Source organism: Tardiphaga sp. 619_E2_N8_4 (assembly GCF_051810905.1).
Taxonomy (GTDB): Bacteria; Pseudomonadota; Alphaproteobacteria; order Rhizobiales; family Xanthobacteraceae; genus Tardiphaga; species Tardiphaga robiniae.
This window is the reverse complement of sequence record NZ_JBPWQJ010000001.1, coordinates 5,722,935-5,749,300: the sequence shown is the minus strand read 5'-3', so window position 1 is coordinate 5,749,300 and position 26,366 is coordinate 5,722,935. Positions and strand designations below refer to the sequence as shown.

Annotated in this window: 22 protein-coding genes; 12 read left to right on the top strand and 10 right to left on the bottom strand. The window is 60.8% G+C overall.

Going from position 1 to position 26,366, the window contains the following annotated elements:
* The first annotated feature begins 183 nt into the window (after window positions 1-183).
* From AB8A23_RS27355 to AB8A23_RS27325, 7 genes are all read left to right on the top strand, one after another.
* Window positions 184-1,095: a 2-hydroxyacid dehydrogenase gene (locus tag AB8A23_RS27355; protein WP_439057541.1), complete on the top strand. Its 912-nt coding sequence runs from the start codon at window positions 184-186 to the stop codon at window positions 1,093-1,095.
* Window positions 1,096-1,256: 161 nt separating this feature from the next.
* Window positions 1,257-2,843, top strand: coding sequence for an ABC transporter substrate-binding protein (locus AB8A23_RS27350; RefSeq protein WP_320447296.1), 1,587 nt, complete (start codon window positions 1,257-1,259; stop codon window positions 2,841-2,843).
* 40 nt (window positions 2,844-2,883) lie between these two features.
* A complete protein-coding gene (locus tag AB8A23_RS27345; RefSeq protein ID WP_439057542.1) occupies window positions 2,884-4,470 on the top strand; it encodes an ABC transporter substrate-binding protein in 1,587 nt (528 codons plus the stop codon).
* Window positions 4,471-4,571: 101 nt separating this feature from the next.
* Entirely contained in the window at window positions 4,572-6,158 is a 1,587-nt protein-coding gene (locus AB8A23_RS27340) for an ABC transporter substrate-binding protein (protein WP_439057543.1), read from the top strand.
* Window positions 6,155-7,177: an ABC transporter permease gene (locus AB8A23_RS27335; protein WP_120288814.1), complete on the top strand. Its 1,023-nt coding sequence runs from the start codon at window positions 6,155-6,157 to the stop codon at window positions 7,175-7,177. The genes AB8A23_RS27340 and AB8A23_RS27335 overlap by 4 nt, the downstream gene beginning before the upstream one ends.
* Before the next feature lie 13 nt (window positions 7,178-7,190).
* Window positions 7,191-8,021, top strand: coding sequence for an ABC transporter permease (locus AB8A23_RS27330; RefSeq protein ID WP_439057544.1), 831 nt, complete (start codon window positions 7,191-7,193; stop codon window positions 8,019-8,021).
* 5 nt (window positions 8,022-8,026) lie between these two features.
* On the top strand, window positions 8,027-9,682 hold the full coding sequence (locus tag AB8A23_RS27325) for a dipeptide ABC transporter ATP-binding protein (RefSeq protein ID WP_120288815.1): 1,656 nt from the start codon (window positions 8,027-8,029) through the stop codon (window positions 9,680-9,682).
* A 57-nt stretch (window positions 9,683-9,739) separates the two neighbouring features.
* On the opposite strand, the gene AB8A23_RS27320 is transcribed toward AB8A23_RS27325, so the two are convergent.
* From AB8A23_RS27320 to AB8A23_RS27280, 9 genes are all read right to left on the bottom strand, one after another.
* Entirely contained in the window at window positions 9,740-10,717 is a 978-nt protein-coding gene (locus AB8A23_RS27320) for a Bug family tripartite tricarboxylate transporter substrate binding protein (protein ID WP_231077759.1), read from the bottom strand.
* Between the two features lie 175 nt (window positions 10,718-10,892).
* Window positions 10,893-12,575 carry an ABC transporter ATP-binding protein gene (nikE, locus tag AB8A23_RS27315; RefSeq protein ID WP_120289228.1) on the bottom strand — a complete coding sequence of 561 codons (1,683 nt, stop codon included), beginning with the start codon at window positions 12,573-12,575 and terminating at the stop codon, window positions 10,893-10,895.
* Window positions 12,575-13,423, bottom strand: a complete 849-nt coding sequence (locus AB8A23_RS27310) for an ABC transporter permease (RefSeq protein WP_068737405.1) — start codon at window positions 13,421-13,423, stop codon at window positions 12,575-12,577. Before AB8A23_RS27310 ends, nikE begins: the two co-directional genes overlap by 1 nt.
* A complete protein-coding gene (locus AB8A23_RS27305) occupies window positions 13,420-14,451 on the bottom strand; it encodes an ABC transporter permease (RefSeq protein WP_170849808.1) in 1,032 nt (343 codons plus the stop codon). Before AB8A23_RS27305 ends, AB8A23_RS27310 begins: the two co-directional genes overlap by 4 nt.
* Window positions 14,452-14,563: 112 nt before the next feature.
* The gene (locus AB8A23_RS27300; RefSeq protein WP_439057545.1) at window positions 14,564-16,180 is read right to left on the bottom strand and encodes an ABC transporter substrate-binding protein; all 1,617 of its coding nucleotides are present in this window, start codon (window positions 16,178-16,180) and stop codon (window positions 14,564-14,566) included.
* Window positions 16,181-16,330: 150 nt separating this feature from the next.
* A complete protein-coding gene (locus AB8A23_RS27295) occupies window positions 16,331-17,761 on the bottom strand; it encodes an NAD(P)-binding domain-containing protein (protein ID WP_439057546.1) in 1,431 nt (476 codons plus the stop codon).
* A complete protein-coding gene (locus tag AB8A23_RS27290) occupies window positions 17,758-18,516 on the bottom strand; it encodes an SDR family oxidoreductase (protein WP_309946924.1) in 759 nt (252 codons plus the stop codon). Before AB8A23_RS27290 ends, AB8A23_RS27295 begins: the two co-directional genes overlap by 4 nt.
* A 4-nt stretch (window positions 18,517-18,520) precedes the next feature.
* On the bottom strand, window positions 18,521-19,495 hold the full coding sequence (locus AB8A23_RS27285; RefSeq protein WP_439057547.1) for an NAD-dependent epimerase/dehydratase family protein: 975 nt from the start codon (window positions 19,493-19,495) through the stop codon (window positions 18,521-18,523).
* A gap of 145 nt (window positions 19,496-19,640) precedes the next feature.
* Window positions 19,641-20,387: a GntR family transcriptional regulator gene (locus AB8A23_RS27280; protein WP_439057548.1), complete on the bottom strand. Its 747-nt coding sequence runs from the start codon at window positions 20,385-20,387 to the stop codon at window positions 19,641-19,643.
* Window positions 20,388-20,592: 205 nt separating this feature from the next.
* Here AB8A23_RS27280 and AB8A23_RS27275 point away from each other — a divergent pair, with 205 nt between their 5' ends.
* The 5 genes from AB8A23_RS27275 to hydA are packed head-to-tail and all read left to right on the top strand — an operon-like array spanning window position 20,593 to window position 25,408.
* On the top strand, window positions 20,593-21,597 hold the full coding sequence (locus AB8A23_RS27275; protein ID WP_439057549.1) for an ABC transporter substrate-binding protein: 1,005 nt from the start codon (window positions 20,593-20,595) through the stop codon (window positions 21,595-21,597).
* An 8-nt stretch (window positions 21,598-21,605) separates the two neighbouring features.
* The gene (locus AB8A23_RS27270) at window positions 21,606-22,421 is read left to right on the top strand and encodes an ABC transporter permease (RefSeq protein WP_439057550.1); all 816 of its coding nucleotides are present in this window, start codon (window positions 21,606-21,608) and stop codon (window positions 22,419-22,421) included.
* A 3-nt stretch (window positions 22,422-22,424) separates the two neighbouring features.
* The gene (locus AB8A23_RS27265) at window positions 22,425-23,213 is read left to right on the top strand and encodes an ABC transporter ATP-binding protein (protein WP_175368171.1); all 789 of its coding nucleotides are present in this window, start codon (window positions 22,425-22,427) and stop codon (window positions 23,211-23,213) included.
* Window positions 23,210-23,935 carry a maleate cis-trans isomerase family protein gene (locus AB8A23_RS27260; RefSeq protein ID WP_175368172.1) on the top strand — a complete coding sequence of 242 codons (726 nt, stop codon included), beginning with the start codon at window positions 23,210-23,212 and terminating at the stop codon, window positions 23,933-23,935. The genes AB8A23_RS27265 and AB8A23_RS27260 overlap by 4 nt, the downstream gene beginning before the upstream one ends.
* Window positions 23,936-23,983: 48 nt before the next feature.
* Window positions 23,984-25,408, top strand: a complete 1,425-nt coding sequence (gene hydA / locus AB8A23_RS27255; RefSeq protein ID WP_439057551.1) for a dihydropyrimidinase — start codon at window positions 23,984-23,986, stop codon at window positions 25,406-25,408.
* Here the strand turns inward: hydA and AB8A23_RS27250 are convergent.
* Window positions 25,394-26,284, bottom strand: a complete 891-nt coding sequence (locus AB8A23_RS27250) for a LysR family transcriptional regulator (RefSeq protein WP_439057552.1) — start codon at window positions 26,282-26,284, stop codon at window positions 25,394-25,396. The two genes, hydA and AB8A23_RS27250, sit on opposite strands and share 15 nt — an antisense overlap.
* Between the last annotated feature and the right edge of the window lie 82 nt (window positions 26,285-26,366).

The following is a 26,366-nucleotide window of genomic DNA, read 5'->3' as shown; positions in this document are numbered from 1 at the left end:
GACGTTGCCATTCTCAAAGCAGGCTTCATGCCACTAGCGCGTTTTCCAGCGAAGTGGGTACCGGTTCGCGTTAAGAAAACGCGTAAAACAACAATCCTGAGCCCCGTTCCGATTCAATCGGAACGGAAACGGAAAAGGCTCGGGCAGAAAAAACGCAGGAATTCGATGACCCGCATTACTCTCATGACAACCCTGTCCAACACCATGGGCTTCCTGGAGGACCACCTGAAGCGGGTGGTTCCCGGCGCGGTCGTGACCACTTGGCCGGAAAACGGCGCGCTGGACGGGGAGGTGGTGGTCTGCTGGAAGCCACCGTCGGGCGTGATGGCGACCATGCCGAATTTGCGGCTGATCCATTCCATCGCCGCCGGTGTGGACAATGTGTTGTCCGACACGGCGCTGCCGGACCGGCCGCTTTGCCGGATCGTGGATCCGCTGCTGGGCAAGGCGATGGCCGAATATGTGCTGTGGGGCACGCTGTATTTTCACCGCGAATTCGACCGCGTCTCCACCAATGCCCGTAATGGGCACTGGCATCGCTACGATCAGGTCGCTGCCGCCGACAAGCGCGTCGGCATCCTCGGTCTCGGCACCCTCGGAATCCAGGCTGCCACGCTGCTGAAATCGGTTGGCTACAAGGTCTCCGGCTGGTCGCGCTCCGCAAAACAGGTCGAGGGTGTGGACGTCTTCGCCGGCGACGCCGCGCTCGACGATTTCCTGGTGCAGACCGACATCCTGGTCTGTCTGCTGCCGCTAACGCAGAGCACAGTGGGAATTCTGAATGCTGACCGCTTCGCCCGCCTGCCGAAAGGGGCGGCGCTTATTCTCTGCAGCCGTGGCGAGCATCTGAATGGTCCAGACCTCGTCGCCGCATTGCGATCGGGCCATCTGCGCGGCGCAATTCTCGATGTGTTCGACAAAGAGCCGCTGCAGCCTGACAATCCTCTCTGGACGGAGCCGGGTATTCTGGTGACGCCTCACATGGCCGGATTGGCCAAACCGCGCGTCATTGCCGACCAGATTGCCGAGAATATCCGCCGTCTCGAGGCTGGAGAGATTCTACTCAACCGCGTCGATCCGGCACTGGGATACTGAATGCCTGCTCATTCACGGAACATGCTCGGTTCTCGGACAACGCCGGCCCGATCGCGATGATGATCGGCCCGGCGACAGCGGCGGCTTGAATTTTGCAAGCTCATCCTTGCGCGTCAGTGCAACCCTGACGTTCAACCCTCTGTGTCCATCGGGAGAGCTGAATGAATCGACGTGAGTTTGCGAAATTGCTGGGTCTGAGCGCTACAGCGCTGTCAGGCATCCCGCTCGGCATTACCCGCGCCACGGGACAGACCAGAGGCGGTACGCTCAATACGATCATTCAGCCCGAACCGCCGATCCTGGTCACGGCGATCAATCAGCAACAGCCGACCCTCACCGTCGGCGGCAAACTCTATGAGAGCCTGCTGCGTTACGATTTCGATCTCAAGCCGATTCCCGGCCTCGCCAAATCCTGGGAGGTTTCGCCGGACGGGCTGACCTACACATTCAAGCTGTTCCCGAACATCACGTTTCACGACGGCAAGCCGCTGACGTCGGAAGACGTGATTTTCACCATGACCAAGGTGCTGATGGAAACCCATGCGCGCGGTCGCGTGACATTTGCGCGTATCGCGAAGGCGGAAGCGCCCGATCCACTGACGGTGATCTTCACGCTGAAGTCGCCCTTCGCGCCGTTCCTGACGTCGCTGGATTGCACAACGGCGCCGATCCTGCCGAAGCACATCTATGAGGGGACCGACTATCGCAAGAATCCCGCCAATGCGCAGGCAATCGGCTGCGGTCCGTTCAAGCTCAAGGAGTGGGTCAAGGGATCGCACATTCATTTTGTCCGGCACGAAGGTTACCATCGGCCCGGCGAGCCCTATCTCGACGAAATCATCTACCGCGCGATCCCCGATGGTGCGTCGCGTACCGTGGCGGTCGAGCAGGGCAAGGTGCAGCTGACGCAGTGGGGCGATATCGAATTCTTCGAGGTGCCGCGGCTGTCGAAACTGCCGAATTACGAGGTGTCCACCAAGGGCTACGAGTTCTTTGCGCCGCATCAATGGATCGAACTCAATAATCGCATCAAGCCGATGGACGACAAGCGTTTTCGTCAGGCCGTGATGCATGCGATCGACCGCAAGGCGATGCTGCAGCGAATCTATTTCGGGCTCGGCAAGCTGGCGACCGGCCCGATCTCGTCGAAGACACGGTTCTACGACAAGAACGTCAAGACGTATGACTACTCCCTCGACAAGGCGAAAGCGCTGCTCGACGAGATGGGGCTGAAGCCGGGTCCGGATGGCAAGCGCGTCACGCTGCGCTATCTGATCTCGCCGGTCAGCGAGGCCAATACGCGGGCCGCCGAATTCCTGCGCCAGTCACTCGGGCGCGTCGGCATCGATCTGCAATTGCAGACCACCGATATCGCCGGCTGGGCGCAAAAGTTCGCCGATTGGGATTACGATATGACCGGCAACCTGGTCTACCAGTTCGGCGATCCCGCGCTCGGCGTCGCGCGCACCTACATCACATCGAATATCAAGAAGGGCATCCTGTTCTCGAACACTGCCGGCTATTCCAATCCGGAAGTTGATCGCCTGTTCGAAGAAGCAGCCGTGGCAACATCCGATGACAAGCGGCAGGAGCTCTATAGCCAGGTCCAGAGAATTCTGGTTGAGGACGTTCCAGTGGTTTGGACGTTCGAGCAGGACTATCCGAACTTCATCGACAAGCGGCTGAAGAACGTGTTGTCGACGGCGATCGGAGTGCACGAGACGTTCGGGGCGGTGAGCTTCGGATGACGTTGAAGGTTTCAAATATCTTTGCTACAAAGGAATTAAGATGAACAGACGTGAATTCGCGAAGCTATTAGGTTTGAGTGCGACTGCGCTTTCGGGAATTCCTCTCGGCGTCACCCGCGCCGTCGGTCAGACCAAGGGCGGCACGCTCAATACGATCATCCAGCCCGAGCCCCCGATCCTGGTGACCGCGCTCAACCAGCAGCAGCCGACGCTGACGCTTGGCGGCAAGATCTATGAGAGCCTGCTGCGTTACGGCGCCGATCTCAAGCCGCTGCCCGGTCTCGCTGAATCCTGGACCGTTTCGCCTGATGGCCTCGTCTATACGTTCAAGCTGTTCCCGGGCATCACCTTCCATGACGGCAAGCCGCTGACATCGGAAGATGTTGTGTTCTCGGTGACCAAGGTCCTCGTCGAAACCCATGCGCGTGCGCGCGGCACCTTCCTGCGCATCGACAAGGCCGAAGCGCCCGATCCACTCACGGTGGTGTTCACGCTGAAGGCGCCGTTCGCGCCGTTCCTCAATTCGTTCGATTGCACGACAGCGCCGATCGTGCCGAAGCACATCTATGACGGCACCGATTTCCGCAAGAACCCTGCCAACGCGCAGGCGATCGGCTCGGGCCCGTTCAAGCTCAAGGAATGGGTCAAGGGCTCCCACGTCCATCTCGTCAAGCATGAAGGCTACTACCGCAAGGGCGAGCCGCATCTCGACGAGATCATCTACCGGGTCATTCCGGACGGCGCATCGCGCGCCGTCGCGCTCGAACAGGGCAAGGTCCAGTTGACGCAGTGGACTGACGTCGAACTGTTCGACGTCGCGCGTCTCTCGAAGCTGCCCAATGTCGAAATGACCACCAAGGGCTACGAGTTCTTCGCGCCGCATTTCTGGCTGGAGTTCAATCTTCGCGTCAAGCCGATGGACGACAAGCGCTTCCGTCAGGCTGTGATGTTCGCTGTCGATCGCAAGGCGCTGCTGCAACGCGTGTTCTTCAATCTCGGCAAGGTGGCGACCGGACCCGTTTCGTCGAAGACCCGGTTCTACGAAAAAGATGTCAAGCAGTACGACTACTCGCTGGACAAGGCGAAAGCCCTGCTCGACGAGATGGGCCTGAAGCCCGGTGCTGACGGCAAGCGTGTCAGCATCAAATTCCTGGTTCCGCCCTATGGCGAAATCTGGCAGCGCTCGGCCGAATTCTTCAAGCAATCGCTCGGTCGTGTCGGCATCGATCTGCAACTGGAAAATCTCGATCTCGCCGGCTGGGCCGAGCGCACCAGCAACTGGAATTACGAGATGACCTGTAATCTGCTTTACCAGTTCGGCGATCCGGCGCTGGGCGTGTCGCGCAGTTACATCACGGCGAATATCCGCAAGGGTATTCTGTTCTCAAATATCGCGGGCTATTCCAATCCGGAAGTAGACCGGCTATTCGAGGAAGCCGCCGTGGCGACCTCTGACGCAAAACGTCAGGAACTCTACACGGCCGTGCAGAAAATTGTCGTAGAAGAAGTCCCGATCGCATGGATGGTCGAGCAAGACTTCCCCAACTTCATCGACAAGCGGTTGAAGAACGTCATCACCACCGGCATCGGTGTGCACGAGACTTTTGGAGCCGTGACGCTCGGTTGAAGCCGAAGTTACTGAAAGTCACTTGATGGCTTGGCTGTAGCCGGACGTGCAAGCGTCCGGCTACAGCCACTGTCAGGCGTCAATGTTTAAAGGAAGAGGCTATGAATAGACGTGAATTCGCGAAGCTGATGGGCGTGAGCGCGGTTGCTCTCTCGGGTATTCCCCTCGGCATCACTCGTGCCGCTGGTCAGACCAAGGGCGGCACGCTGAACACGATCATTCAGCCAGAGCCTCCGATCCTCGTCACGGCACTGAACCAGCAGCAGCCGACGCTGACACTGGGCGGCAAGATTTATGAGAGCCTGCTGCGCTACAGCCCTGACCTCAAGCCGATGCCGGGTCTCGCACAGTCGTGGGAAGTGTCGCCGGACGGCCTGACTTATACATTCAAACTGTTCCCCGGCATTACCTTTCATGACGGCAAGCCGCTGACGGCTGACGACGTCATCTTCTCGATGACCAAGCTGCTGCCGGAGACCCATGCACGTGCGCGCGGTATTTACTCGCGCATCGAAAAGGCCGATGCGCCGGATCCGCTCACCGTGGTGTTCAAGCTGAAGTCGACCTTTGCCCCGTTCCTGACAGCGCTCGACTGCACGACGGGTCCGATCGTGCCGAAGCATATCTATGACGGCACCGAATATCGCAAGAACCCGGCCAATGCACAGGCGATCGGCTCAGGCCCGTTCAAGCTGAAGGAATGGGTGAAGGGCTCGCATGTTCATCTCGTCAAGCACGAAGGCTACTACCGCAAGGATCAGCCGTATCTCGACGAAATCATCTACCGCATCATTCCCGACTCCGCATCGCGCGCCGTTGCGCTGGAGCAGGGCAAGATTCAGCTGACGCAGTGGAACGACATCGAAATGTTCGATGTGGCGCGGCTGTCGAAGCTGCCGAATTTCGAGATGACCACCAAGGGCTACGAATACTTCGCACCGCATCAGTGGCTCGAACTCAACAACCGCATCAAGCCGATGGATGACAAGCGTTTCCGTCAGGCTATTGCCTATGCGCTCGATCTGAAGTCGATGGCGCAGCGCGTCTATTTCGGTCTGCCCAAGGTCGCGACCGGTCCAGTGTCGTCGGCGACCAGGTTCTACGAGAAGGACGTCAAGCGTTACGATTACTCGTTGGACAAGGCGAAGGCGCTGCTCGACGAGATGGGGCTTAAGCCGGGTGCCGGCGGCAAACGCGTTACCATCAAGTATCTCACCCCGCCTTATGGTGAAATCTATCAGCGCGCGGCCGAGTTCATTCGCCAGTCGCTCGGCCGCGTCGGCATCGATGTGCAGATCGAGAACACCGACGTCGGTGGCTGGGCGGAGAAGTTCAGCAACTGGGACTACGAGATGACCGGCAATCTGGTCTATCAGTTCGGAGATCCCGCGCTCGGCGTGTCGCGCACCTACATCTCGTCGAATATCAAGAAGGGCATCCTATTCTCGAACACGGCAGGCTATTCCAATCCGGAAGTCGACCGTCTGTTCGAAGAGGCTGCAACCTCGACCTCCGAGGCCAAGCGTCAGGAACTCTACAGCCAGGTGCAGAAGATCCTGGTCGAGGATGTGCCGGTGGTCTGGATGTTCGAGCAGGCCTATCCCACCTTCATCGACAAGCGCCTCAAGAACGTGACTACAACAGCGATCGGCGTGCATGAATCGTTCAGCGACGTGAGCTTCGGATGACGGCGGTATCGGTTAATGCAAAAGGCGGTCGCGTGTTCGCGATCGCCCTCGCGCTTGCGGGTTGGTTTGTCAAATTCGTAGCCGTCGTCTTGGTCATTGCGACCTTCAACTTTATTCTCGTTCATGCCGCACCTGGCGATCCCGCGCAGGTGATTGCCGGCCAGAGCGGCGCCTCCGACGAAAAGCTTCTGGCGCAGCTGCGCGCTGAATATGGGCTCGATAAACCCTATCCAATTCAGCTCGCCACCTATCTGAAGCGCGTCGTGACGCTCGACCTGGGCTATTCCTATCGCCAGCAGCGCACCGTAGCATCGCTCATTCTCGAGCGCTTGCCAGCGACGCTGCTGCTGACAGCGACGGCTTTCACCCTCGCGCTGCTGTCCGGGATCATTCTGGGCACACTGGCCGGTGTTCGTGCTGGCAAGTGGTCAGATACGTTGCTGACGATCGTGTCGTTGCTCCTGTATGCGACGCCGGTGTTCTGGCTTGGCCTGATGCTGGTGTTGCTGTTCTCGGTGCAACTCGATTGGCTGCCGGCCTTCGGCTATGTCACCATCGGCGTGCCGATGACGACACTGCAGCGCATGGGCGATATCGGGATGCATCTGATCCTGCCGGCAGTGTCGCTCGCAGCGGTGTATCTCGCGATCTACACGCGCCTGATGCGTTCGTCGGTGCTCGATGTGACCCATCAGGATTTCATCAAGACCGCCAAGGCCAAGGGCCTGAAGCAGGGCCGCATCATCATTCGCCATATCCTGCGCAATGCGATGCTGCCCATCGTGACTGTCGCAGGTATGCAGGCCGGTGCGCTGGTTGGCGGTGCGGTGGTGATCGAGACCGTGTTCGCCTGGCCGGGTCTCGGCCGTCTCATCTATGACGCGCTGTTGCAGCGCGACTATCCGGTGTTGCTGGGCGTGTTCCTGGTGATGTCGGTGATCGTGATTGCGCTCAATCTTCTCACCGATGCGATCTACCGGGTGATCGATCCACGCGTCTCCGTGCGTGCGGCATCGTGAACGGGATTATATGATGTCTACGCTCAAATCGTTTCTCCGCCATCCCACCGGGATGATTGGTCTGATCGTCCTCCTCGCGGTGGTCCTCCTCGCGGCGACGGCCCCGTGGCTGTTTCCCGACGACCCTTGGGACATGGTTGGCGCGCCGTTCCAGCCGCCGTTCAGCGAAGGGCTTTGGCTTGGCTCCGACATGCTTGGCCGTGACGTGGCTGCCGGCATCGCGCATGGCGCCCGCATCTCGCTGATCATCGGCGTCATCTCGACGCTAACCTCCCTGGTCATCGGCGTCACCATCGGCGCAACCGCCGGCTATTTCGGCGGCAAGGTTGATGAGGTGATGATGCGTATCACCGAGCTGTTCCAGACCATTCCGGGCTTCATTCTCGCAATCCTGCTGGTCGCGACCATCGGGCCGAAAATCTCCAATATCATCTTCGCGATCGGCATCGTCAGCTGGCCGCCACTGGCACGCCTGACGCGCGCCGAGTTCATGCGGCTGCGTGGGCGTGAGTTCGTTCAGGCTGCGGTGTGTCAGGGCCAGCGTCCGCTGACCGTAGTGCTGCGTCGCATTCTGCCGAACGCGATCTCGCCGATCATCGTCACCGGATCGCTGGCGGTCGCCAGCGCCATCCTGATCGAGAGTGCGCTGAGCTTCATGGGTCTCGGCGATCCCAATCTGATGTCGTGGGGCTTCATGATCGGTGCTGCGCGCACTGTGATCCGTCAGGCATGGTGGATGAGCGTGTTTCCCGGCCTCGCCATCCTGCTCACCGTGCTGGCCATCAATCTCGTGGGTGAAGGTCTCAACGACACGCTGAATCCCCGTATCTCACGCAAGCGATAGTATCCATGACTGACAAAACACTGCTTGCCATCGAGAACGTCTCTATCAGCCTGCCGCCGGGCGCAGATCGTCCTTTTGCCATCGAAGACGTATCGCTCACAGTCAACCGCAACGAAATCGTCTGTCTCGTCGGCGAGTCCGGCTCCGGCAAGTCGATGACCGCGCATGCGATCCTGCGACTGCTGCCCGACCGAACGGGCGTTGCGCAGGGCAGCATCAGCTTCAATGGTAACGACATCGCCAAGGCCGATGAGCCGACAATGCGCAAGCTGCGCGGCGGCGCCATCTCGATGATTTTCCAGGAGCCACTCAGCGCGCTCAATCCGCTGGCCCGTGTCGGCCAGCAGATTGCGGAATCGATCATCACACACACCAAGCCGACGCCGTCCAAAGAGGCGGTGGATGCGCGCGTGCAGGAGTTGATCCGGGACGTTGGCCTGCCGGATCCGGTGGCGCTCGCGCGCAGCTTTCCGTTCCAGCTCTCGGGCGGCCAGCGTCAGCGCATCATGATCGCGATGGCGATGGCGAATAATCCGGCGCTGCTTCTTGCAGACGAGCCGACCACCGCGCTCGACGTGACCACGCAAAAGCAGATTCTGGCGCTGGTGAAGAAGCTCCAGTCGGAGCGCGGTATGGGCGTGCTGCTGATCACCCACGATTTTGGCGTCGTTGCCGATGTCGCTGATCGCGTCGTGGTCATGCGCAACGGCCGTGTCGTTGAGCAGGGCACCGTCGACGAGGTCCTGCGTAATCCGAAGGACGATTACACCAAGAGCCTGATCGCCGCCGTCCCCGGCGCGCGCTCGCTGACCAAAGCCGATCGCAAGATCACCGGTGAGCCGTTGCTCGATGCGGTCGGGCTGAACAAGACCTTCATCACCAAGCAGGGCATGTTCCTGCCGCCGCGCCGGACCGATGCGGTGCAGAACATCTCGCTCGGCCTGAAGGCGCGCGAGACGGTGGCCATCGTCGGCGAGTCCGGGTCAGGCAAGTCCACGCTGGGGCGGTTGATCATGCGGCTGATCGAGCCTGACACGGGCTCAGTTCATTTCGATGGCAAGGATCTGCTGTCACAGCGTGGCGAACGATTGCGCCAGATGCGCCGCAAGATTCAGATCGTGTTCCAGGATCCCTTCGCGGCGCTCGATCCGCGCCAGAAGGTCGGCGACGCGATTGCCGGCGGCCCGATTGCCTATGGCACGCCCTCCAAGGAAGCCATGGCCGATGCCAAGCGCCTTCTGGCCCGCGTCGGCCTGCAGGAGAGTGCGGCCAATCGCTATCCGCACGAATTCTCCGGCGGTCAGCGCCAGCGTATCTGTATCGCCCGTGCACTGGCCCTGAAGCCTTCGGTGCTGGTCGCGGACGAAGCCGTCTCGGCGCTCGACGTGTCGGTGCAGGCGCAGGTGCTGCAGCTTCTCGCAGAACTGCGCGAGGAGATGAACCTCGCCATGATCTTCATCACCCATGACTTGCGTGTCGCCGCTGAAATTGCCGACCGCATCGTGGTGATGCGGCGCGGCGAGATCGTCGAGCAGGGCGAGACGCAGAAGATCTTCCAGAATCCCACCGACGCCTATACCCGCGCGCTGCTGGATGCGATTCCCGGCCGTGCGATGTTTGCCGGTCCAGGTGCCAGGCAGGCAGAAGTCGCTTCCGCATAAAAAAGCCCACCAGACGCAGGTTACCGCGTCCGGTGGGCTTTCGTGTGTTCGCTCGGATCAATCCAGCTTGACGTTGGCCTCGGTCACGACCTTGCGCCAGCGCGCCACCTCGGCCGACACCATCTTGCCGAAGTCGGCGCCGGCCACATCAGGCACGTCGGAGCCATTGCGCTCCCACGCTTCCTTGATCGCCGGCACCTGCAATGCAGCTTTCAATTCCTTCGCCATGCGCTCGACCACGTCGGGCGGTGTGCCCTTGGGGGCGAACAGCCCGTACCAGGTGGCGACTTCATAATTCGGCAAACCGGCTTCCGCCGCGGTCGGCAGATCGGGGAAGGCTGCCACGCGCTTCGGAGCGGCAATCGCTAGCGCGCGGAGTTGCCCCGCGCGGATTGGCGCGGCGGACGAGCCGAGACCGTCGAACACGACGGGCACGTGACCGGCGATCAGGTCCTGCATTGCCGGTCCGGCGCCGCGATAGGGCACGTGCTGGATCTTGGTCTGGGTCAGGATCTTGAACAGCTCGCCGGCTAGGTGATGCGTCGTGCCGGCGCCGGCCGATCCATAAGAGAGCTTGTCCGGGTTGGCCTTCGCATAGGCGATGAATTCACCCAGTGTCTTGGCGGCGACCTTGTCTGGATTGACCACGATAACCTGTGGCGGCCGTGCGATCAGCGCCACCGGGATGAAGTCTTTCTCGATGTCATAATCGAGGGTGGGATAGAGCGACGGGGCGATCGCGTGATGCGCGGCACCCATGAAGAAGGTATAGCCGTCAGGCGCCGCCTTGGCAGCCGCCGAAGCGCCGACCGTGCCCCCGGCACCGGCGCGGTTTTCGATGATGACGCGCTTGCCAAGCTGGGTATCGAGCTGCGCCGCCAGTGGCCGCGCAAAGGCATCGGTGCCGCCGCCGGCAGCGAAGGGAACGATGAAGGTGACTTGTTTCTGCGGCCACTGGGCGTGCGCGCCGGTCGTGATCGCAGAACAGCTCGCCATGACGGCAAGCAAGGCAACGTGAACGGCTTTGATCCGCACGGAATCCTCCCGATTTTATTGCGTCATTGGGGACGCTTAGTCTTATGTTCTGCGAGATAAGGCGCGGATGCAAGGTATCCGGCACCGGTATAACTCACACTATAGTCGGTATGGTTACGCCAATGGAACCGGACAAGGCTGTCCGTTGAGGCGTTTAGCCGCTAGCCACCCGCGGCTAGGCGCCGGCGGCCATTTTTTCTGCGGCGATCATCTCGATATGCGGAACTGCATCGACGAGCTCGCGGGTGTAGTCGGTCTTCGGGCTGTCGAACAACTGGTGACTCTCGCCTTCTTCGACGATGGCGCCGTTGCGCAGCACGATGGTCCGCTGGCACATCATGCGCACGACGTTGAGATCGTGGCTGACGAACAGGAAGGCGAGATTGTCTTCGCGGCGCAAACGATCGAGGAGCTGCAACACCACGGCCTGAACGGAAACGTCGAGCGCGGCCGTCGGCTCGTCCAGCACCAGAAGCTTCGGCCGGCAGGCAATCGCGCGCGCGATGCCGATACGGGCCTTCTGGCCACCCGAGAGCTGGTGCGGAAACCGTTCCAGCAGATTGGCGGGGAGGCCGACGCGATGAGCACATTCGCCGACGCGCTGGCGCAGCGCCGCCCCATTGCGCATGCCGAGCAGGCGGATCAGCGGATGCGCGATACAGTCGAAGGCGTTGAAGCGCGGATTGAGGCTGTCGTTCGGATCCTGGAAAACGATCTGGATCTCGCGGCGCTGCGGCGCGCGGTGGAAGTCTCGCGCCGGAATATGGCTGATCGACTGGCCGTTGAAATTGATGGTGCCTTCGGTCTGATCGAGCAAACGGCAGATCATGCGCGAGGTCGTGCTCTTGCCGGAGCCGGACTCGCCGACCAGACCGACGCTTTCCCCAGGCGCGATGGCCATCGAGAAATTCGCGACGCCGACAGTGCCGTCGTCGAAGCGTTTGACGAGGTCGAGAACTTCCAGCAGCGGCGGCGTGCCATGCGCCGGCTTTGGCGGCGGAGCGAGGGGGACGGTCGGTACCAGCAGCTTCTCGTCGTCGGTCACGAGATCCTCGACCCGCGAGGTCGCGGTTGGCGACGCTGCGACGAGCCGCTTGGTGTAGGGGTGCTGCGGCGATCGGAACAGCGTCAGGGCGTCGGCTTCCTCGACGAGTTTGCCCTGTTCCATCACCACGACGCGGCGGCAATAGCGGGCGGCGAGGCCGAGGTCGTGGGTGATGAGGATCGTCGCCATACCCCGCTCGGCGGCGATGCTGGCGAGGAGATCCATCACCACTTTCTGCGTGGTGACGTCGAGGCCGGTTGTCGGCTCATCCGCGATCAGCAGAGCCGGATTGCTGGAGATTGCCATGGCGATCATGACGCGCTGGCACATGCCGCCAGAGAGTTCGTGCGGATAGGCGTTCATGCGCTTTTCGGGGTCGCGGATCTTCACCGCACGCAGCAATTCGAGGGATTGCGCGCGTGCCTCGGAGGCGGAGATCTTGCGATGCGCCAGAATGGCATCGGCGATCTGCTGGCCGATGGCGCGGATCGGGTTCAGCGCGCCGCGCGGATTCTGGAAGATCATGGCCATCGCCGAGCCGTGCATCTCGCGCAGGCTGGCACTGGTCATCTTGGTGATGTCGCGATCACGGAAACTGATGCGGCCGCCGGAAATTTTACCCGATGTATCCAGCAGGCGCGTCATCGCAAAACCCGTGACGGATTTTCCGGAGCCGCTCTCACCGACGATCCCCAGCGTTTCGCCCTCGGCAAGCGACAACGAAATTCCGCGCACGGCCTCAACCGGGCCGCGGCGCGTTGAAAAGGTGACCTGAAGATTCTCGATATCGAGCAGCGGTTTTGGTGTCGTCATCACGTTCGCTGTCTCGGATCAAGAATATCACGCAGCCCGTCGCCGAGCAGATTGAAGCAAAGCACGGCGAGCATCAGCGCCAGGCCGGGAAACGCGACCAGCCACCATTTGCCGGTGGAGATGAAACGCGCGCCTTCAGCGACCATAATGCCCCATTCAGGCGTCGGCGGCTTGACGCCGAGCCCGATAAACGAGAGGCCGGCAGCATTGATGATGGCCCAGCCGAGATTGAGCGACATCTGCACTACCATCGCAGGCAGCACATTGGGCAACAGAAAGCGCAGCACCACCGAGACATGGCTGTCGCCGCAAGCGCGAGCGGCCTCGACCCAGCCGAGGTTGCGGCGCACGTTCACTTCTGCGCGTGCAAAGCGGATATAGAACGGCAGGTTGATGATTGCGGTGGCGATCACGATGTTCTCGACGCGATTGCCGAGGGCAGCGACCATGGCCATGGCCAGCACGAATAGCGGGAATGCCATCAGCACGTCGACGAAGCGGCCAACAGCGCGATCTAGCTTGCCGCCCGAATAGCCGCAGAGGGCGCCGATGACAGCGCCCAGCGCAAAGGAGATGCCAACCGCAGAGACGGCGATGGCGAGGTCGAGCTGTGCGGCGACGATGATGCGGCTGAACACATCGCGGCCAAGCTGGTCGGTGCCGGCCCAATGCGCAGCACTCGGCGGCATCAGCGCATTCTGAACGTTCGATGCGATGGGATCATAGGGTACGATCCACGGACCGAAGATGCCGACAAAGATCAGCAGCGCGGCGCCGATGGCGGCGATGCCGGTAATGGGATTGCCGCGCAGGATGAAGGCGGCGTGTTGAAGTGTTGCGCTGCTCATCCGATGGAAATCCTGGGGTCGGCGATGCCATAGAGCACATCGACGACGAGATTGACGATAACGAAGACCGAAGCCATCAGCAGCACGAAGCCTTGCACCGGGGCATAGTCCGACGACAGCAGCGCGTCGAGCGCGTAGGAGGCGACGCCTGGCCAGGAAAACACTTTCTCCACCAGCACATTGGCGCCGAGCATGGTCGAGAACACGATGCCGGCAATGGTGATGACAGGCAGGATCGCATTACGCAGCGCATAGGTGACGATGATGCGCCACCATGACAGCCCGACAGAACGCGCAGTGCGAACGAAGTCGCTGCCGAGCGAGGCCAGCATCGAGGCGCGGGTGATACGCGCCAATGGCGCGATAACAAACAGCGCCATTGTACAGGCCGGCAGGATCAATTGCTTGAATGCGGCCCACCAGCCATCGAAGTCGCCGGCGAGCGCAAAGTCGATCAACAGGAAGCCGGTATGTGCGGGCGGCAGCGTCGTGAAGATATCGACGCGCCCGGTCGGATCGGGCGACACGCCGAACAGATAATAGAAGATATAGATCAGCAGCAGGCCCGACACGAAGGTCGGGACACAGACCCCGAGAGCGCAGAAGAGCCTCACGCCGTGATCGACCAGCGATCCTGGTTTAAGCGCTGCAAGGACACCCAGCGGGATTGCGAGAACAAGTGCGATCAGGAGTGCTGAGAAGGTCAGTTCGAGGGAAGCGGGCAGGCGCTCACGCAAGTCCTTGGTGACGTTCTGGCCTGTCATCAGCGAACGGCCAAGATTGCCGCGGCCGACGTCGTAGAGATACAGGAACAGTTGCTGTGGCACGGGCTTGTCGAGACCCATCTGTTTGCGGATCGTCTCGATCTCTTCCTTGCCGGAGTTGGGTCCCGAGGCAAAGAACACGGCAGGATCGCCCGGCAAGACGCGCATCAGCAGGAAGGTGAAGATCAGCACGCCGAACAATGCAGGAAGCGAGGATGCGAAGCGTCGCGCTGCGCGGATGGCCGTTGCGCCCAGTGTCGTCATGATCGGTTACTCGAAGCCAAGGGCAGCTCGCTGCAGTTAAGTTCGCAAGCTGCATAGATCCGAAGCGCCGCTGAGGGGCGCTTCGGGATTTGCTCGCATGGTGCTCGGAGGATCACTTCCGGCTGAGGTCGCGGTAATCGACCTGGCGATGGAACTGATAGGTGTAGCCCGTCAGGTTCGAGGCCATCACCGCGTCCTGGCTCGGCTGCCACAGCGGAATCTGGGGCATCAGATCGAAGTTCATCGCGTTCAGCACCTTGCCGTCGGCTTCATACTTGGCCTTGTCAGCCTCGAAACGAGCCTTCTGCGCGACCGCGGTCAGCTCGGCATTGTCGATAGAGCTGTAGTTCCAGCGTTGATTGCCGGTGTAGAAGTTGCGGTAGAAGTAGTCGGTCGACGGCAGCCAGGCGACGATTCCCTCGGTGAAGAAGGGTAGCTTCTTCTCGGTGATCTGAGTCGACATCTGCGCATCCGGCAGCTTCTGGATATCGACCTTGATGCCGATCTTGGCGAGCGATTCCTTCAGCAGCGCAGCCATCGGCTCAGCAGTTGCCGACTGGCCCACATTGAAGCTGAACGTGGTCGAGAAACCGTCCGGATAGCCTGCGGCCTTCAGATAGGCCTTGGCCTTTTCGAGGTCGAGCTTGATCGGCTGCTTGATCGGAAATGCACCGCTCGGCGGCTTGCCATCGGCCCAGGTCGCGCCGGCCAGCAAATCACCGCGTCCGAATAGAGCGGCCTTGAACATATCGTCATAAGGCAGCGCATAGGCCACGGCGCGACGCACGTCCGGCTTGTCGAAGGGAGCCATCTGGTTGTTCATGGAGATGAAGGTGATGGCGTTATACTGCGGCGTCGAGATCACCTGCAGCTTGCCCTTGGCCTCTAACGCCTGCGCATCGCTGGCCTGCAGGTCGATGACGATATCAGCGTCACCCTTCTCAACCAGGTTGGCGCGCGTTGCCGGCTCTGGCACCGATTGGATGATCAGGCGCTTGAAGAAGGCCTGCTTACTGCCGGGCGCGCGATTCCATGCGTCATTACGCTTGAGGATGACCTGCTCGCCGGGCTTGAAGGTCTCGACGATATAGGCGCCGGACCCGGCGGTGTTTTCCTTCAGCCAAGCCTGTGCCCACGGATCTTCCTCGGTGGCGTGGGCCTTGGCGAGTTTCGAATTGATGATGATCGGATAGACCGTGGCGAGGTTCGGCAGCGCCAGTTTGTCCGGCTGCGGCAGTGTTACTTCGAATGTCGTGGGATCGATCACCTTGAACTGGCTGGCATCGGTAAGCGATCCGGTCAGCAGCTGCGCCTTGCCAAGGATCTTGGCGGTGACGGCGCGGTCGAGCGACCACTTCACGTCCTCGGCCGTGACCGGCGAGCCGTCCTGGAATTTCGCGTCGTTGCGCAGCTTGAAGGTGATCTTCAGGCCATCCGGGCTGACAGAGTAGGACTCTGCGAGTTCGCCGCGGATCGTGTCGAGATCGAACACCCATTTGCCATTCAGCTGCTTGCGGCCGAACGAGACGAGACGGTCATAGGTCGAGAGGCTGACGGCGAAGGCTTCGCGGGTCGAGCCGGGAATATTGGGATCGAGCGTGTTGACAGCGGCGCCGGTCACGTAACGCAGCGTCTCGGCGCGGGTCTGCGCCTTGGCAGGAACGGCAGCGGTGAAAAATGCCAGCGCTGCGGCGGCGCCGAGCATCTGCTTGGAATAGATCAGTCCCATAACCCTATCCTCTGAATTCGACGGAAACTCTGAACGGACTCGTCAGTGCCTGACCTGTCGAGCGACCCATCCACTGAAGCAAGGAACGCGCCAAACGATGGTCGATAGGTGCCAAGCGGAGAACTTTCCCCGTCGGAATAATTTGGTCCTTTAGCTTTTTGCCGCAGCTTCCGTCGCCCTTGCAATGGTCACTTGTGGAACGTCGTAAGCCTCGAACGCGGTCCAGTATCGCTCGATATCCGCGCGGAACAAGCCGCGCGTCAGGCCATGCACCAGTTTCGGGATCGCGGTGGTCATCGCATTGATCGATGACCCCGACGGACCGAAGCTCATGGTGGACGCAATTGCGAAAAGGTGGATGTCGGCGATCCACGGCGTGGTGCCGGGAACGCGTTCCATCAGCGCGTAATCATCGCCGAGATATGGAAAACGGCCGAGGCGCGGGCTGAACTCGGTATCCGGCGGCTGGTAGCGATCAGACCAGATCGCGATATTGCCGGCGCAGCTCTGTAGCTCACGACGGCCTGCGAAATCCATGTCGATTCCGGTTCCGCAGATCACGAAGTCCGCCGTGAAGGTACCCTGTGGCGTCTGCAATGTAACTTGGTTGCCTATTTTTTGTGCCGACTGAATGGGCGCGTTTTCGTGGAGATGGAAGCCGGCATGCCGCGCGCAGCGATCCCAGGTCGGCTGCGGGAAGCCTTCGCGTAAATCCATCAGCCGGCGCATGAAGCGCCAGCGCCAGGCATCGTCGAGCTCGCTGAAGTGACGCAGCAACCCGCGGAAGGTTAGCCAGTGGTAGGGCTGCACGATTTGGATTTCCGCGCGGCGGCACAACAGGTGCACCTCAGCGCCGGCTTCGAGCGCGGTTGCCGCATTGTCGAAGGCGGATGCGCCGGCGCCGATCACGGCGACGGTCTTGCCACGCAGGGCTTCGAAATCGATATCCGCGGATGCATTCACGCAAAGCGACGATGGCAGGTGCTGGAGTTGCCCCGGGATCATCCAGTTGCCCATGCCTTCCTGTCCGGTCGCCAGCAGCACCTTGCGCGCATGGATGATTTCGATGCCGTCGACGCCTTGTACGGTTGCTGCAAGCAAGCCGTTCGCGGCAGGTCCAATGTCCAGGATTTCGCAGCCATTGCGTACAGGCACGCCGGTGATGCGCCTGAACCACAGCAGATAGTCCGCCCAGTGTCCGCGCGGGATGCGATCGAGCGCCTGCCAGTGATCCTTCCCGAACATGGCTTCGTGCCATGACTGATAGGTGAGAGCGGGGATATCGAGATCGGGGCCGGTGAAGTGTTTGGGGCTGCGCAGCGTCGGCATGCGGGCGTAGGTGAGCCAGGGGCCTTCGCGGCCTTCGGCGCTTTTGTCGACAACGAGTATGTTGGTGACCTGCGATCGTAGCAGGCCAAAGGCCGCTGTGACGCCGCCCTGGCCGGCGCCGACGATCAGCACGTCCAGCGCGGCTGTGCCGTCCGGCGCGGATTTCGGCTGCAGCCACGGCATGTTCGGGTGGGCAATCTTGTGGAGATCGTCGCGGACCTGCGCTTCCAGCGCTGCGAGAGCGTCGCTCATGCTGCGAGCCATCCGCCATCGACCGGCATGACCGTGCCGGTCGTGAACGAGGATGCATCGCTCGCCAGATGCAGCGCGGTCTGCGCGACTTCTTCGGCCAGACCGAAACGCTTCATGGCGTGACGATTGCGCGAGGCATCGCGCACGGGTTCGGGGTCCGCATGGCGCGCGAAGCTGCGGCGCAGCAGCGGCGTGTCGATAGCGCCCGGTGCGATCGCGTTGACGCGAATGCCGTCGGTGGCGAAATCCACAGCCATGGTGCGTGTCAGGCTGATGATCGCGCCTTTGGCTGCGATATAGGCGCTATTGCCCTTGCCGCCGGCAATGGCCAATTGCGAGGCCAGCGTGATGATCGATCCCTTGCCCTGCTTCTGCATCTGCGGAATGGCCGCGCGCGCCCACAGCCAGGTGCCGCCGACATTGGTGCGAAACACGGCGTCCCAATCTTCTGGCGCTGTAGTCGCCACGGTGCCGCCGCAGGAAAAGCCAGCCGAGGTCATCAACACGTCGAGCTGACCGCGCCGGGCGACGATCTCCCCGACCACGGTCTGCGCGAAATCGCCGTCGCCGACATCACCGAGATGCATCGACGCCTTGGTTGCATTGGGCAGTGTCGCCAGCGTTTCTTTCAGGCCGGCCTCGTCGCGATCGACCAGTGCGACAAACGCGCCTTCCTGTGCGAACAGCATGGCACTGGCCTGGCCGATGCCAGAGCCTCCGCCGGTGATGATTGCCGTACGCCCCTGAAGTCTCATGTCATCATCCTATGCTGTGCCGTGCCGACCAGTCGATCAGATCCGCGGCTGAGTCGGCGCAGCCGAATTTGGCGCGCCATCCGAATTCCTGCTCCAATCGCGCGACCGATAGCGGTGCCCTGTCGCTGTCACTATGCAGATCGATGGTTGGGGTTTCGCCGGTGCTGGCCAGGCGGCAAACAAAGCCCGGATTGGATTCCGTCAATTGTTGGCCCCATTCCAGCGCTGACCACGGCGTGGCGGTTGAGATGTTGTAGAGGCGATGCTGCGTCTTCGGCGCCTCAATCAGCAAAGTCATGGCATCGGCGACATCGGGCGCATAGATCCAGTCCCGCACGCCGGAACGGACCAGAATGGCGGCGCTCTGCTTCGCGTGCGCCGCGAAAATCTGCATCAGCGGGCTGAGCGTATCCCGTACGCCTGTTGCGCGCTCCCATGGTCCAAACACGGCGCTGAGCCGCACGCTGATGAAATCGGTCTGCCAGAGCGCGGCGAGGCGCGCGGCGACTTTTTCCGATGCAAATTTGGTGATCGCGTAGAGCGAGACGGGATCGCAGGGCAGCTCTTCATCGAGCAGGGGATATTTGAACGCCGAGGCGCCGTAGGCGCCGGCGGACGACAGATTGATCACGCGTTTGACGCCATGGCGGCGCGCTACTGCGAGAATCGGCGTTTGCGCCATCAGGTTGACTTGCAGGATGCTTTCCGGATCGGCGGCATCGCGCTCTGTGCTTGCCGTGATCGCAGCGCCGAGAATGATGGCATCGAAGCCGGCCGCGATGACACCGTCGATCAGTGCTCGGTCAAGCACATCGCCGTCGATCACTGAAAGCCTGTCGCCATGATCAGCGAAGGCAAGCTGCGCCGCCGGTGGCAGGCCTGCGCGGTCGAACAGGGTCACCACATGGCCGCGCTTCAACAGGGCTTGTGCGATATTCAATCCGACAAAGCCGGTGCCGCCAAAAACGAGAATCTTCATCGATCAGCCTATGAACCGCGGGGCGGTCCTTCGCCCCTGTTTGGACCATCGCGCTCCATGCCCAAAGCACGTTTTGCAGGCGCTTGGCGATTATGCGGTGTGCAGCGATACGGGCCCAGGCTTTATTCGTCGTGATAGAGGCCTGCTAGGTCTTCGCGTCGGTCGCAATCTTCAATGTCGCAAGAACGGCATCGCCCGTCTTGCGCGTATGCGCACTGAGGGAGGCTGCAAATCCTTGCGCATCGCGCACGCGAAGCAGAGCCATGAAAGCCTCGTGTTCCCTTACGGATTCCGTCCACCGTGCCGCGTCATAATTGGCGGTGGCCCGTGCCCGATAGATATTCGCGTTCAACGTCGTCCAGATATTGAGGAGCACGGGATTCTTGGCGAGCCTGGTAATCTCGATATGGATGTCCTGGTTCAGCCTGAAATAGGCCGGGCGCGATGCTTCGCGATGAAGGGTAATAAGCTGGTCGTGCATCGCACTGAGCCGGGCAATATCTTGATCCGTCGCGCGCATTGCGGCCTCGGCGCCGGCAACGCCGTCCAGTGCGACCATGATCGCAAAGCTGTTTGCGATTTCTTCCCTGTCGACCGGGGTGACGACAGGGGTGCGGTGAGGGCGCAGTTCGATCAGCCCTTCGAAGGCTAGTATCTTGAATGCTTCGCGCAACGGTGTGCGCGATACGCCGAACGTTTCGCACAACATCTTTTCTGGCAAAGGGGCTCCGGCCTGGAGTTCGCCATCGACAATCATTTCGCGCACCTTCGCGACGAGTTGATCGTGCAGCGACATACGGTCCAGCGGCCGTTTTGAATGATCCGAGGAGAGCTTCAGCCGTGTCGGCTTGAAGCGCGTCCGAAGCTTCGCGCGTGGGGCAATCTCACTCATGGTTCAGTCTCTCGGGTGGCGAGGTTGCCTCCAAACGACATTCTTCGCCCAAAAATGCAGCATCGAAGTCAAGATGATAATAATTCATAGTTATTGATATTACTACATAATTTTATAATTGTATATCGTATCCGGATTGGCATGAGGCTTGCTGAGTGGTGGACGTATCGTGAATTCACCGCCACCCGCTCCGGAGATTGCGACGATGAAGAAAAATCTGCTCGGCATTCTGATCGCGCTTTGTTTGGCATCGATTGCCCCGGCTGCGATGGCCCAGTCCGAGTCGGTGATCAAGCTCGGCTATGCGAAATGTGCGCATTGCACACCGATGTCACTCACCCCGCAATACGCCAAGGGCGTTCAGATCGATGCGGTTGGATTTAACACAGGCACGGATGCGCTGACTGCGCTTGTCTCGAAGAATATCGACGTCGCCCAGGTGACCTATCTTCATTATGCGATCGCGCTCGACAAGGGTTTCGACGTGGTCGCCATTTCCGGGCAGGTCAATGGCGGTTCGGCAATGTTGGTCGGTAATGACCTGTCGATCGTTCCGAATGACTGGGCTTCGCTCAAGAAAGTCATCGCCGACTACAAGGCAGCGGGAAAGCCATTCCGCGTCGCGGCGTCCCGCGGCAACGCGCAGGACATTCATATGCGCGGCGCCTTTGCCAAGCAGGGCATCGACATCAACAAGGATGTGCAGTTCGTCAACATTCCCAATCCCTCCGATCACCTTCAGGCGCTGCGTCGCGGTGAAATCGAGCTGATCTGCACCGTGGAGCCGTTCGCCACGCAGATCCTTCAGGCCAAGGCCGCCAAGATGTTTGGCCTTCCCTACGATCAGGCTGCGGGAAAGCTCACCAACCTGATTCTGACACGGTCGGATGTCGTCAAGGACAAACCGAAGCAGCTCGAAGAGACCGTGCGTGCGGTTGTGAAAGTCGATGAATTCGTCGCGGCGGACAAGGGTGCCCTGATCGACGTGATTTCCAAGATCACCGGCCTCGACAAGGCGATCGCCACAGGCGCTGTCGAAAACCTCGATCCGGATCCGAAGATGTACCGCGCATCGGCGCTCGCCATCGCGGCAATGATGCGCGACCTGAAATACATTAATTCCGATGTCTCCGCGGCGGTTGAGAAAAACATGGACTACCGCTTCCTCGAGGCTGCCACCGGCAAGCCGAAATCCGAACTCGGCTACTGAGTCCAGTCATGCGCCAAATCGTCACGATGTTGAGACGGATGGATCGGTATGTCGTACCGGTCCTGATTCTGACGGGCTGGGAAGCGTTTTCCCGGTCCGGCGCACTGCCGGCGGCGCTGTTGCCGGCGCCTTCCACCGTGGCCTGGGCCTGGGCGGATTGGGTGTTGGGCACCGACGGCAATACCCAGACCTATAGCGGCCACTGGCTGTTCGACATGCTCGCCAGTCTGTCGCGCGTTCTCGCGGGCTTTGCCATCGCCACGGCGCTAGCCGTGTCGGTCGGGGTCGCCATCGGGTGGTCCCGCACTGTCGAGGTGATCATCGAGCCGACGCTGCAGACGCTCCGGCCGATCCCGCCGGTGTCGTGGATTCCGCTCGCCATCATCTGGTTCGGCATCGCCAACAAGCCGGCGATTTTCCTGGTGTTTCTCGGTGCGTTTTTTCCGATCCTGCTCAATACGATTCACGGCGTGAAGACCTGCGATCGCAATCTGATCCGCGCCGGCGCGATGGTCGGCGGCGGCAATCGCCAACTGCTGCGCTTCATCGTGCTGCCGGCCGCACTGCCCAGCATCTTTGCCGGTCTGCGGATCGGCATCGGCTCGGCCTGGATGCTGACGGTGACGGCGGAGATGGTCGCTGTGAAAAGCGGTCTCGGCTATGTGCTGTGGGATTCCTATTATTTCCTGCGCTACGACCTTGTGCTGGCTGCGATGGCCAGCATTGGTCTGCTCGGTTTTCTCAGCGACTTCGGCATCCGTCTCGTGATGGCGCGCGTGCTGCACTGGCAGCGCAACACGACGATCCAGAGCGGGGAGAGCTAGGTCATGGCGACGATCGAAATCTCCGGTGTCTCCAAAATCTTCAAGGACGCGAAACGCAAGGCCGATGTCACGGCTCTCGACGACATCAATATCAAGGTGGAGAAGAACCAGTTTCTCTGTCTGCTCGGCCCCAGCGGATGCGGCAAGTCCACGCTTCTCAATATGATCGCAGGCTTCGAGAAGCCGTCATCCGGCACCGTCACCGTCGATGGTCAATTGATCACGGCGCCCGGTTCGGAGCGCGGCGTGGTGTTTCAGCAGGCCAACCTGATGCCGTGGCTCCCGGTCTGGGAGAATGTCGGCTTCCACCTGCTGCTGCGCGGTGGCCAGAAGGCCGTGCGCCGCGAAACAGCACAGCGCTATATCGACATGGTCGGGCTCACGGGATTTGAAAATCATTATCCGTCCGAACTGTCAGGCGGCATGAATCAGCGTGTCGGCATCGCCCGTGCATTGCTGATGAATCCGCAGGTCATCCTGATGGATGAGCCGTTCGGCGCGCTCGATGAGCAGACCCGGATGGATATGCAGAATGAACTCGTCCGGATCTGGCAGGAACACCAGGGCACGATCGTTTTCGTCACGCATGGCATCGACGAAGCACTGACGCTGGGCACGCATGTTGCCGTGATGAGCGCCCGTCCGGGGCGTATCCGCGAAATCATCCCGTTGGACCTGCCGCGGCCACGCGACATCACTAGCCCGCAGTTCAACGAAATCAAACGTCACGTTCTCGATCTGCTTCGATCTGAACGGACGAAACCATCCCTCGAAACTCTGGATCATTCATGACCAAACGTGTGCTTCTCGGAATGCTGACGCCTTCGTCGAACACGGCGCTGGAGCCGATCACGACTGCTATGCTTGGCGAATTGCCCGAAGTCTCGGCGCATTTCTCGCGTTTCAAGGTCACGGAGATCGCGCTGTCGAACAAGGCGCTCGCCCAATTCGACAATTCGGAAATCCTGCGGGCCGCAGAATTGCTGGCTCATGCGAAGGTCGATGTCATCGGCTGGAATGGAACATCCTCTGGCTGGCTCGGCTTTGAGGCGGATGTCCGCCTGTGTGAGCAGATCACCGCAGCAACCGGGATTCCTGCGACGACGTCGATGTTGGCTCTCAATGAGATTCTTGAACATCAAAAGGTGAAGCGTCTGGGGTACGTGACGCCATATCTGGACGACGTTCAGGCCAGGATTCTGGAGAATTATGAAAAGCTGGGCTTTGCGTGCCAGGGTGAACGCCATCTCGGCCTGCAGGATAATTTCTCGTTCTCCGAAGTGCCCGTTGTGCAACTTGAGGATATGACGCGGGACGTGGCCAAGGAAAAGCCAGACGCTATCACGATCATCTGCACCAATTTGAGAGTTGCACCATCCGCGGCGAAACTGGAAAGGGAGACGGGCATTCCGGTCTATGACACCATTGCCACGGTGGTCTGGAAATGCCTGAAGATGGCTGGCGTCGATACCAAACGCGTCACCCAATGGGGATCGCTGTTTCAGCAAGTCTAGTATTTGTCTGTATGCAACCTGCGTTGCTGAATTGATGAGGTTTTGCTCATGACCGCTTTCGATACCGTCATTCGTCATGGCACCATTGCAACCGCGAGCGAAACCTACAAAGCCGATGTCGGTATCAGGAACGGCCGCATCGTTGCCATCGGCGAAGCGCTGACCGACGCGAACGAGACGGTCGATGCAACCGGTCTGCTGGTGCTGCCCGGCGGTATCGACAGCCACGTTCATATTGCGCAACCATCCGGCCCCGGCATCGTGATGGCCGACGATTTCGAAAGCGCCACGCGCGCCGCAGCCTTCGGCGGCAACACTTTCGTGATGCCTTACTGTCTGCAGGCGAAGGGCCAACCGATCCGCGAGGCGTTGAAGAATTATCACACGCTTGCCGATCAGAATTGCCATATCGATCATTCCTTCCACCTGATCATCGCCGATCCCAGTGAAGCGGTACTCGGGCAGGAGCTGCCAGCCTTGATCGCCGATGGCTACACCTCGCTCAAGGTCTTCATGACCTATGAAGACCTCGCGCTGAGCGATCTGCAGATCCTGCAGGTACTGGCCGTGGCGCGTGAATCCGGTGCACTGGTTCAGGTTCATGCGGAGAATTACGACGCCATCCGCTTTCTGGTCGACAAGCTCGAACGCGACGGCAATGTCGGCCCGTATTTTCACGCCAAGTCGCGGCCCATCGTCGTTGAGCGCGAGGCCACGCACCGGGCTATCTCGCTGGCGGAACTGGTCGATGTGTCGATGGTGGTGGTTCATGTCTCCAATCGGGAGTCCATGGAAGAGATCCGCCGCGCTCAGATGCGCGGGTTGACGATCCATGGCGAGACCTGCCCGCAATATCTCGTGCTGACCGAAGAGGATCTGAAGGATCTGGGTATGGAGGGGGCGAAATATGTCTGCTCGCCGCCACCGCGCGATCTCGCTAGCCAGCAGGCATGCTGGGAAGGTTTGCAGCAGGGTGTCTTCTCCCTGTTCTCCTCCGACCATTGCCCGTTCCGCTATGACGACGTGCAGGGCAAGCAGCCACCCAACGCGCGTACCAGCTTCCGCTGGATTCCGAATGGCATTCCCGGTGTCGAGACGCGCCTTCCGATCCTGTTCTCGGAAGGCGTCAGCAAGGGCCGCATCACGCTCAACCAGTTCGTGGCGCTGACATCGACCAATCATGCGAAGACCTATGGCCTCACCGGCAAGGGCTCCATCGCCATCGGCTACGATGCCGATATCGCGCTGTGGGATCCGAAGCGCCAAGCAACGCTCACCCAGGCGAACCTGCATCACGGCGCCGATTACACGCCTTATGAAGGTCTGGAGATCACGGGCTGGCCGGTGGCAACGATGCTGCGCGGGAAATTCGTGACGCGTGGCGGCAAGCTAGTCGGCGGAAAAGGCGAGGGACGCTATGTCAGCCGTGCGGCGCCATTTCCCGGCAAGGGCGCTACATCATCGGCCGCGTAACAGCGCGCGGTCGTCGCGCGCGCAGGCCGTGATGAATTCCAGCACGGCGCGCACCGACGGCTGATCGACGAGGTCCGGATGGGCCAGCAGCCAGATGTCTGAGAGGCTGGCCAGCTTCTGTGGTGCCACGCGCACCAGATCCGGATGGGCGTCGCCGACGATGCATGACAGCACGCAGATGCCGATCCCTGCGCGGACCGCTGCGAGCATGTCGGCCTGCGACGAGCAGCGGATGGCGACGGTCGCATCCTTGGTGATGTGGTCGCTCCAGCGTCCGAGTTCGGAATTCGACGATTTGTCGGCGAAGCCGATGACCGTATGGTCTTTCCACGCTGCGCGCTGCTCCGGCAGCGGGCATCGCGTGGCATAGTCGCGTGAGGCGTAGAAGCCGACGCCGAGCTTGGCGATTTTCCGTCCGGTGAGATTTTCTTCACCAGTCTGATACAGCCGCAGCACGATGTCGGCTTCGCGCTTGCGCACGCTGACCGGGAAGGGATGCGTCACCAGCTGGATCTCGACATGCGGATGCTGGCGGATGAAAGCACCGATATGCGGCATCAACCAGAAATTCGCCAGCGTCGGTCCGATCGACACCTTGACCACGCCACGTGCGCTCTGGCCCGACGCGCCGGCGGCAGCTTCTGCTTTCAGCGCGGCCTCGGCCATCGCCTTGGTGTTCTCGTGAAACCGCCGGCCGCGGGCAGTCAGCACCAGCCCTTCGTCGGAGCGCACGAACAGCTTGGTGCCAAGTTGCTTCTCCAGCGCCGCGACCTCGCGGCTGACGGTCGGGTGGCTGGTGCGCAACTGCTTGGACGCGCCGAGATAGCTTCCGGCGTCGACCACGGCATTGAAGGTGCGACAGAGATCCCAGTCCATATGATCAAATCCGGAAGGCCTATTGTTCAAATTCGAACAATACGCGCGGGCGGTCAACCCCTATAGTTCGGTTATAAAAAAT

Bases quoted from the DNA above. Each gene is read 5' to 3' on its own strand.
- AB8A23_RS27345 (WP_439057542.1), top strand. From the start codon at position 2,884: ATGAACAGACGTGAATTCGCGAAGCTATTAGGTTTGAGTGCGACTGCG.
- AB8A23_RS27260 (WP_175368172.1), top strand. From the start codon at position 23,210: ATGACCAAACGTGTGCTTCTCGGAATGCTGACGCCTTCGTCGAACACG.
- AB8A23_RS27340 (WP_439057543.1), top strand. From the start codon at position 4,572: ATGAATAGACGTGAATTCGCGAAGCTGATGGGCGTGAGCGCGGTTGCT.
- AB8A23_RS27350 (WP_320447296.1), top strand. From the start codon at position 1,257: ATGAATCGACGTGAGTTTGCGAAATTGCTGGGTCTGAGCGCTACAGCG.
- AB8A23_RS27280 (WP_439057548.1), bottom strand. From the start codon at position 20,387: ATGAGTGAGATTGCCCCACGCGCGAAGCTTCGGACGCGCTTCAAGCCG.
- AB8A23_RS27285 (WP_439057547.1), bottom strand. From the start codon at position 19,495: ATGAAGATTCTCGTTTTTGGCGGCACCGGCTTTGTCGGATTGAATATC.
- AB8A23_RS27330 (WP_439057544.1), top strand. From the start codon at position 7,191: ATGTCTACGCTCAAATCGTTTCTCCGCCATCCCACCGGGATGATTGGT.
- nikE (WP_120289228.1), bottom strand. From the start codon at position 12,575: ATGACGACACCAAAACCGCTGCTCGATATCGAGAATCTTCAGGTCACC.
- AB8A23_RS27265 (WP_175368171.1), top strand. From the start codon at position 22,425: ATGGCGACGATCGAAATCTCCGGTGTCTCCAAAATCTTCAAGGACGCG.
- AB8A23_RS27325 (WP_120288815.1), top strand. From the start codon at position 8,027: ATGACTGACAAAACACTGCTTGCCATCGAGAACGTCTCTATCAGCCTG.
- AB8A23_RS27270 (WP_439057550.1), top strand. From the start codon at position 21,606: ATGCGCCAAATCGTCACGATGTTGAGACGGATGGATCGGTATGTCGTA.
- AB8A23_RS27305 (WP_170849808.1), bottom strand. From the start codon at position 14,451: ATGACGACACTGGGCGCAACGGCCATCCGCGCAGCGCGACGCTTCGCA.
- AB8A23_RS27295 (WP_439057546.1), bottom strand. From the start codon at position 17,761: ATGAGCGACGCTCTCGCAGCGCTGGAAGCGCAGGTCCGCGACGATCTC.
- AB8A23_RS27335 (WP_120288814.1), top strand. From the start codon at position 6,155: ATGACGGCGGTATCGGTTAATGCAAAAGGCGGTCGCGTGTTCGCGATC.
- AB8A23_RS27310 (WP_068737405.1), bottom strand. From the start codon at position 13,423: ATGAGCAGCGCAACACTTCAACACGCCGCCTTCATCCTGCGCGGCAAT.
- AB8A23_RS27290 (WP_309946924.1), bottom strand. From the start codon at position 18,516: ATGAGACTTCAGGGGCGTACGGCAATCATCACCGGCGGAGGCTCTGGC.
- AB8A23_RS27300 (WP_439057545.1), bottom strand. From the start codon at position 16,180: ATGGGACTGATCTATTCCAAGCAGATGCTCGGCGCCGCCGCAGCGCTG.
- hydA (WP_439057551.1), top strand. From the start codon at position 23,984: ATGACCGCTTTCGATACCGTCATTCGTCATGGCACCATTGCAACCGCG.
- AB8A23_RS27250 (WP_439057552.1), bottom strand. From the start codon at position 26,284: ATGGACTGGGATCTCTGTCGCACCTTCAATGCCGTGGTCGACGCCGGA.
- AB8A23_RS27355 (WP_439057541.1), top strand. From the start codon at position 184: ATGACAACCCTGTCCAACACCATGGGCTTCCTGGAGGACCACCTGAAG.
- AB8A23_RS27275 (WP_439057549.1), top strand. From the start codon at position 20,593: ATGAAGAAAAATCTGCTCGGCATTCTGATCGCGCTTTGTTTGGCATCG.